This is a genomic window from Streptomyces thermovulgaris (assembly GCF_002155915.1).
Classification (GTDB): domain Bacteria; phylum Actinomycetota; class Actinomycetes; order Streptomycetales; family Streptomycetaceae; genus Streptomyces; species Streptomyces thermovulgaris.
Genome location: NZ_MUME01000094.1, coordinates 1 through 7,518 on the forward strand (window position 1 = coordinate 1; position 7,518 = coordinate 7,518).

The 7,518-nt window shown below is 75.2% G+C and carries 7 protein-coding genes; 2 read left to right on the forward strand and 5 right to left on the reverse strand.

The window, feature by feature from the left end:
- A partial coding sequence (locus CCN35_RS10190) for a nitrilase-related carbon-nitrogen hydrolase (RefSeq protein ID WP_281254797.1) occupies positions 1-519 on the reverse strand: 519 nt, incomplete at its 3' end.
- Positions 520-632: 113 nt separating this feature from the next.
- Entirely contained in the window at positions 633-1,310 is a 678-nt protein-coding gene (locus CCN35_RS10195) for a uracil-DNA glycosylase (RefSeq protein WP_079129538.1), read from the reverse strand.
- A gap of 383 nt (positions 1,311-1,693) precedes the next feature.
- Between CCN35_RS10195 and CCN35_RS10200 the strand changes: the two genes are divergently transcribed.
- Both CCN35_RS10200 and CCN35_RS10205 read left to right on the forward strand, forming a co-directional pair.
- Positions 1,694-2,680: an N-acetylglucosamine kinase gene (locus tag CCN35_RS10200; protein ID WP_067389313.1), complete on the forward strand. Its 987-nt coding sequence runs from the start codon at positions 1,694-1,696 to the stop codon at positions 2,678-2,680.
- Between the two features lie 148 nt (positions 2,681-2,828).
- Positions 2,829-3,752 carry a sirohydrochlorin chelatase gene (locus tag CCN35_RS10205; protein ID WP_086792348.1) on the forward strand — a complete coding sequence of 308 codons (924 nt, stop codon included), beginning with the start codon at positions 2,829-2,831 and terminating at the stop codon, positions 3,750-3,752.
- Between the two features lie 350 nt (positions 3,753-4,102).
- Here the strand turns inward: CCN35_RS10205 and CCN35_RS10210 are convergent, their stop codons facing one another.
- From CCN35_RS10210 to CCN35_RS10220, 3 genes are all read right to left on the reverse strand, one after another.
- Complete coding sequence (locus CCN35_RS10210; protein WP_086792349.1) at positions 4,103-4,894, reverse strand: LysR substrate-binding domain-containing protein; 792 nt, start codon at positions 4,892-4,894, stop codon at positions 4,103-4,105.
- 95 nt (positions 4,895-4,989) lie between these two features.
- The gene (locus CCN35_RS10215; RefSeq protein ID WP_067389303.1) at positions 4,990-5,898 is read right to left on the reverse strand and encodes a universal stress protein; all 909 of its coding nucleotides are present in this window, start codon (positions 5,896-5,898) and stop codon (positions 4,990-4,992) included.
- 115 nt (positions 5,899-6,013) lie between these two features.
- Positions 6,014-7,276: a nitrate/nitrite transporter gene (locus CCN35_RS10220; protein ID WP_067389300.1), complete on the reverse strand. Its 1,263-nt coding sequence runs from the start codon at positions 7,274-7,276 to the stop codon at positions 6,014-6,016.
- Between the last annotated feature and the right edge of the window lie 242 nt (positions 7,277-7,518).

Here is a 7,518-nt window from a genome sequence, read left to right on the forward strand (position 1 = left end):
CGGGTGGACGAGTCCGCCCGGAGAGTGAAGATGTCCGGGCGGGCGTAGTGACCGGTCGGGTCGAAGTCGAAGCGGGCACGGGCCAGGTCGCCCCCACAGATAGCGTTCGGCAGCGGTCGGCATCAGCTTGCGGTGCAGGCCCAGATAGCCGTCCGGCCCGAAGAAGAGCGCCACGCAGTACAGGGTGCCGCGCTGCCGTTCGACCGCGCCGACCACGGCGTGGCAGCCCAGTTCCCGGGTGAGGCCGGCCAGGGCGTCGACCTCGGGGCCGGGGACCTCGACGGCGGCGGCGTGGTAGCGCCTGAACAGCTCCCGGCCGGCCGGGGTGCGGCTGCCGACGGTGATGCCGAAGTCCAGGCCCTTGGGGTAGCCGCCGAGGAACGCCTCGGGCAGGACGACGACCTCGGCCCGGTGGGCCGTGACGGCCTCACGGATCAGTTCCTCGGCGCGCGCCAGTGCGGCGGGCGTGTCGAACAGCGGGGCGGCGGCCTGGACGACGGCGGCGGTCACAGTGGTCATGCCGCCGAGACTAGGGCGGGAGCAGGGGGTGGTGCGAGGGCCGGGCCGGTTCCGGCTTCCGTCCTCCGTGGCATCGGACGCCCGCTTGCGAGGGCGGCATGGGTGCGGCGGCCTTACGGCAGCCGCCAGTCCACCGGCTCGGCGCCCTGCTGCACCAGCAGCTCATTGGCCCGGCTGAACGGCCGCGAGCCGAAGAAGCCCCGGTCCGCCGACATCGGCGACGGGTGCGCCGACTCGATCGCCGGGTACGGCCCGAGCAGCGGACGCAGACTGCGCGCGTCCCGCCCCCACAGGATCGACACCAGCGGCCGCCCCCGTGCGACGAGGGCACGGATGGCCTGGTCGGTCACCTCTTCCCAGCCCTTGCCCCGGTGGGCGCCCGGCCTGCGCGGGGCCGTGGTCAGCGCCCTGTTCAGCAGCAGCACGCCCTGCCGGGTCCAGGGGGTCAGATCGCCGTTGGACGGCCGGGGCAGACCCAGATCCGCGGTCAGCTCCCGGTAGATGTTCTCCAGACTGCCCGGCAGCGACCGCACCTCCGGCGAGACCGCGAAGCTCAGGCCGATCGCCATCCCCGGTGTCGGATAGGGGTCCTGACCGACGATCAGCACCTTCACCTCGTCAAAAGGCTGCTGGAACGCCCGCAGGACATGGTGTCCCGCCGGGAGGTACGTCCTCCCCGCCGCCACCTCGGCGCGCAGGAAGTCCCCCATCTCCGCGATGCGTCCGGCCACCGGTTCCAGAGCCTTCGCCCAGCCGGCCTCAACAAGTTCATGCAACGGTCGTCGTGCCACGTCACGCCACTCTAGTGGCCCGCACCGACATTCCGTACCGGCGGACCGAACCCCTACGAGAGGGCCTCCCGGGGCGTTAGTCTTCCTCCTCTCCGAGGCCGTCACCGCTCCTCATCCGAGGCCGTCACCGGCCGGTCCGCTCGGGCGGATCACGAGGACCGCGCCGTCGGCCACGGGGTGGGAAGGGAGGAGGGAAGTCCGTTGCGCCCAGTGACCGCACCGCTCCGCCACGGCCGTCGTGCCCGCCACGCCCGGCCGGCCCTTCGTCCCGGGCACGGGTCCCCCGGCCCGTCCGTTCCCGCAGCAGGGCCGTCGTTCCCCGTCGTGCCCGGGGTGCGACCGCCGGCCGGACGGCGGGGACGGCCGACGGACCGGCGTCCGTCATGACGACCGGAACCGGCACCACCGGTTTCCTCGCCGTGGACTCGGGCGGCTCCGGGATCCGGGTCGTGGTCGGCGTGCCCGACCGCGGGCCGCTGGCGCGGCACGAGTCCATGGAGCCGGTGCGCACCGGGGCGCGGGGCATCGACCCGGAACACCTCATGGAGCAACTGGTGCCCATGGCACGGGCGTTGGCCGCCGAGGCGGAGGTGGAGCACCTGGAGACGGCCGTGCTGGGCGCCGCCGGGTTCGCCACCCTGGGCGACGCGCTGCGCGCCGAACTGCCCGGTGCGCTGGCCCAGTGTCTCGGCGTGCGCAGGGTCGCGCTGGTCGCCGACGCGGTCTCCGCGTACACCGGCGCCCTGGGGCCGCGGCCGGGCGCGGTGATCGCCGCCGGGACCGGTCTGATCGCGATCGGCACCGATCTGACGGGCTGGCACCGCGCGGACGGCTGGGGCCATCTGCTCGGCGACTGCGGCAGCGGCGCGTGGATCGGCCGGGCGGGCCTGGAGGCGGCGCTGCGCGCCCACGACGGGCGGGACGGCGGCTCACTGCGCCTGCTGGCCCGTGCGGAGGAGATGTTCGGACCGGTGCCGGAACTTCCGGGCAGGCTCTATCCGCGTTCCGACCGTGCCGCCTTCCTGGCCTCCTTCGCTCCCCAGGTGGCGCTCTGCGCTCCGGACGACCCGGTCGCGGCGGGCATTCTGCGTGCGGCGGCCCGGCACATGGCCGAGGCGGCCGCGGCGGTCTGCCCTGCCGCGGGGGACCCCCTTCTCGCCCTGACCGGCGGCCTGTTCAGACTGGGCGCCCCTCTTCTGGTGCCGCTGGAACAGGAGTTGGCCGGCAGACTGCCGCATGCGCGGCGGGTGCGCGCCGAGGGCGACCCCCTGCACGGCTGCGTGCGGATCGCCGTCGATCTGGCCAGGGACGTCCTCGCACTGCCGGGCGACGAGAAGCTGCTGTACGTACCGCCCCCGCCGGGGAGCTGATCGCGTCCCCCGGACCGCCCGGCTCGAAGTCCCCCGGACCGCCCGACATCGAATCCGTGCACAACTGATCAGACAAAACCGGACGGATACCGCTCACCCGCCCCCTCCCCGAACAGGGAAACCCGCAAAGCCAGTAACATGCGGCGCCATGAGCTCCCCCACTGGGCCCGCGTCCGGCCTGCCAGTACGAATGCCGCGCCCCCGCCAGCCCGGACGGCACCGCCGGCCCGAACCGCTGACGGTACCCGAGGGCGCGCCCGCGCTCGTCCTCGCGGTACCGGGCACCGCCGGCACCGCCACGCGCAGCCTCGCCGAGGAGATCGTGAGCATCGCCCGCTCCGAGCTTCCCGGCCTTGAGGCCCGTATCGGGTACCTCGAAGGGGACGACGCGGAATACCCGACCCTGCAGTCTGTGCTCACCCAGGCGGCCGAGGAGCGGACCGCCCGCTACGAACAGGCCGTTGCCGCCGGTGCGGAGGCCAAGGAGCCCGAGGGTCCCGTCGGGATCGTCGTGCCGCTGCTGGCCGGTCCGGACAGCGCGCTGCTGCGCCAGGTCCGGCAGGCGGTCATGGACAGCCGGGTCGCGGCCGAGCTGACCGATGTGCTCGGTCCGCACCCGCTGCTCGCCGAGGCCCTGCACGTGCGCCTGTCGGAGGCCGGGCTGGCCCGCGCCGACCGCGCCCGCCTGTTCACCGTGGCGACCGCGGCGGACGGCATCATCCTCGCGTCGGTCGGCGGCGAGGAGGCCGTGCAGGCGGCCGGGATCACCGGCATGCTGCTCGCCGCCCGCCTCGCCGTGCCGGTGATGGCGGCCGCCCTGGACCAGGAGGGCTCGATCGCCGGTGTCGCCGAGCAGCTGCGTTCCTCCGGCTCGCAGCAGCTGGCCCTGGCGCCGTACCTGATCGGCCCGGAGATCGACACCGCGCTGGTCGAGGCCGCCGCCAAGGAGGTGGGCTGCTCCGCCTCGGAGGCGCTCGGTCCGTACCCGGCGATCGGCAAGCTCGTCGTGACCAAGTACACGACGGCGCTGGGCATCGCTCCGCAGCAGCCGCAGGGCGCGCCGGTCCGCTGACACGCGGTCCGTCTCCGTACGACAGTTCCCTGGACGACTCCCGCACGACAGACAAGGGCCCGCTCCCCGCACCCGGGGAGCGGGCCGTTCCTGTCTCGCCGTGGTGAAGCGGCGCGAGGCCCGCTCCCCGCACCCGGGGAGCGGGCCCTTTCCGCTCCGGTCCTGCTCTCGTTGCGCTCTCGCAGCCGGGTTTCCGCTCCTCGCGGCCGGGGCGGGTTCTCCCGCCGTGTCCGGCCGGAGGGCGCCCGGGGCCGGGCCGGTGGACGCCGTGCCGCCAGGCGGTGACCTCATGCCGCCGGGGCAGGGCCGTGCGTCCGCCGAGGCGCGCGCCCGTGCCCGGTGGCCGCGGCCTATCTGCGGCCCCGCCGGTCGCGTCGGCCGCCCCTGACGCCGGCGCCGCGTCGGCCGCGGGCCGCCGCCTTGGCGGACCGGCCCTTTCCCGCGGACCGGCCCGCCGCCGCGGGCTTGCGGCGGGAGTCCTTGCTCTCGGCCCGCTGCTCCTTGCGCTGGGCCTGGGCCCGGGCGCGTCCCCGGGTGCTGTTGACCGTCCGGCCGCGGACGATCCCGATGAACTCCTCGACCAGGTCGGTGTACGCCTCCTCCAGCCATGCCAGCGCCACGCTCGACTGCGGGGCGTCGACGACAGGCCGGTAGGTGAGGTCCCTGCGGTGGTGGAGGCGGGCCAGCGACTGGGGGACGACGAGCACGCCCACGCCCGCCGCCACCAGCTCGACGGCGTCCCCCGTGGTGGCGGGCCGTTCGAAGGCGGGTTCGCCGGGCGGCCGGTCCCAGCCGAGGACGTCGTCGAGGGGGTGGAGGACGACCTCGTCGTCGAGGTCCGCCAGGGACACCTCGTCCACGGCCGTCACCACGTGGTCCTTGGGGACGACCACCACCGTCGTCTCGGTGTAGAGAGGGATCGCGTTGAAGAGGGTGCGGTCCACCGGCAGACGGACGATCCCCGCGTCCGCCGCGCCGCCGCGCAGCGTCTCGCACGCCTCGGCGGCCGGGACCTGGACCAGGGTGAGGGGGACGTCGGGCAGACGCTCGTTCCAGATCCGCACCCATTTGGCGGGAGTCGCCCCGGGGATGTAGGCGAGTCGGAACGAGGCAGCTGCATCCGATGCGTCCGAGCCGGTCACCCCGCCAGGTTACCCGGTGCGGCGAGGAGGTCCGTCCCGCCGTACGGGCCGCCGGCCCGTGACGAGAAACTCCGGGGGCCCCTCGTCACGGGCGCTCACCCGTGGGGCTCGTGGGGGACGACCGCCACCGGGCAGCCCGCGTGGTGGATGGCGGCGTGCGTGACCGGTCCGGTGGAGGGGCCCGCCGGGCGGGCGGACGGGCGGCGGCCGACGACGAGCAGGCTCGCGCCGGAGGCGGCCCGCACCAGCGCGGTCGAGGGCTTGTCCCGCACCACCGTCTCCACGACCTCCACCTCCGGGTACTTGTCCCGCCACACCCGGAGCACCGCGGACAGGAAACTCTGCCACTCCTCGGCCCGCCCGGGGTCGTCCACCAGCGCGATCTCACCGGGTCCCAGGCCCAGCACGGACGGCTGCTGCCAGGCGTACACGGCCCGCAGCCGGGCCCGGCGCAGCTGCGCCTCCCGGAAGGCGAACTCGATCACCGCGTCGCACGGCAGGGCGACGTTCAGGCCGAGCACCACGTCCCGGTAGCCGGTACGGGTGGAGGGGCTGCCGTCGGCCTCCGGGAAGTGCTCGTCCGCGGCCTCCTCCCCGGCCCGCACCAGGACGACCGGGCAGGTGGCCCGGGCCACCGTGCCCAGGGCGACGGAGCCCACCAGGAAACCGGTGAAGCCGCTCAGGCCGCGCGACCCCAGCACCAGCAGATCGGCCCGGTCGGCCGCCCTGAGCAGGGCCGTGGTCGCCGGCCCCAGCACCTGTTCCTCCTCCAGGCGCACCGTGGGGCAGGCCTTGCGGATGCGCTCCTCCGCCCGGCCCAGCACCTGCCGGGCCCGGCGTCGCCGGGCCGCGTCCACCCGCACGCCGGCCGGACCCGGGTGCCAGTTCCAGGCGTGGAACAGCCGCAGGCTGCGCCCCCGGCGCTCGGCCTCGCGCGCGGCCCACTCGGCGGCGGCCAGGCTCTCCTCGGATCCGTCGACTCCGGCGACAACGGGCGAAACCATGACGCACACCTCCTGTGCCTCGATCCGCTCCCCTGCCAGCGTCCCGTGCCCCGGCGGGCCCGGGCAGGGGCCGCCCGGGCTCGGGGCGGGGGCCGTTGGGCCTCTCCTCGCCCGGTCAGTGCGGCAGGGGCCGGGCGGTCGCCCCGCGACTGCGGCGGATGACGGCGCTGCGCACCCCGGTCCCGGTGAAGGCCAGGGCCGCGGTGGCGACCAGGCCCAGCAGGACCAGACCGATCGCGTAGGAGCCGTAGGCGCCGTACAGGGAGCCCATCACCAGGGGCGGCAGGAAGCCGCCCAGGCCCCCGGCGGCGCCGACGATGCCGGTGACCGAGCCGACCTGTTCGGGCGGGGCCAGCAGGGCCACCAGGGCGAACACGGCGCCGCTGCCCGCACCGAGCGCGGCGGCCATGGCGAGGAAGGCGATGGTGCCGACCGGGACCAGCGACGGGGTCGTGGACTGCACGAACGCGCCCGTGAGCACCACGGCCAGCGTTCCGGCGAGCACGCGCACCGCGCCGATGCGGTCCGACAGCCAGCCGCCGACCGGCCGCATCGCCACGGCCAGCAGCACGAACCCGGCCATCCGGTTCGCGGCGTCCGCCTGGCTCAGGCCGTAGCCGTTCTTCAGATAGGTGGGCAGGTAGACGGAGAAGGCGACGTAGCCGCCGAAGACCACCGCGTACAGCGCCGAGGCCTGCCAGGTGACGCCGAGCCTGCACGTCGCGGCCAGCCGGCGGGTCATGGGCTCGGTCGACACGCTGTGCCCGGGTGCGTCCCGCATCACCAGGGCCGCCACGACCGCGTACACGGCGAGGACGGCCGCGGTGACCAGGAAGGGGTTGGCCATGCCGTGGGCGTCGACCAGCGGCACCGTGGTCAGCGCGCTGATCGCGGTGCCGCCCATGCCCATGCCGAAGACGCCGAGGGCCAGACCGCGCCGCCGCGGCGGGAACCAGGCGTTGACGAAGGGCACTCCGACGGCGAAGGCGGTGCCGCCGATGCCCAGGAAGAAGCCGCCCACCAGCAGCGCGAGCAGCGAGGAGTGCCCGGCCAGACCCAGGTGGAGCACCGGCACGATGGTTGCCGCCGACACCAGCGAGAACATCGTCCGTCCGCCGAGCCGGTCGGTCAGCGCCCCCACGGGGACGCGTCCCAGGGAGCCGACCACGACCGGCACCGCCACCAGCAGCGACTGCTCGAACGAGGACAGTTCCAGGGTGTCCTTGAAGCGCGGGCCCAGCGGGCTGAGCAGCGCCCAGGCCCAGAAGTTCACGGCGAAGCCCACCGTGGCCAGTGCCAGCATCAGCCAGGCCCGTCCCGGCACGGGCGCGGGGTCCGCTGCCGGCCTGTCCTCTCTCGTCCTCGACGGCTCCTGCATGCCGCTTTCGTCCCTTCGGTCGTGCAGTCGTACGGCACCGGGATCCCCCCGAACCGCGGGCTCCCCGGCCGTCGGCGTCCAGCAGCGCCCGGCGGTGTCCGGCACCGCCCGGCGGCCGCACCGGCGCTCGCCTCCGGCAGCCCGCTGTCACTATCCGCACCTGCGCACACCCCCGAGGAGGGACCGAGAGTCCCTGCCCCCGGGCGGACCGTCCCCGCCCCGCGGGGACGGTCCGCCCGGGG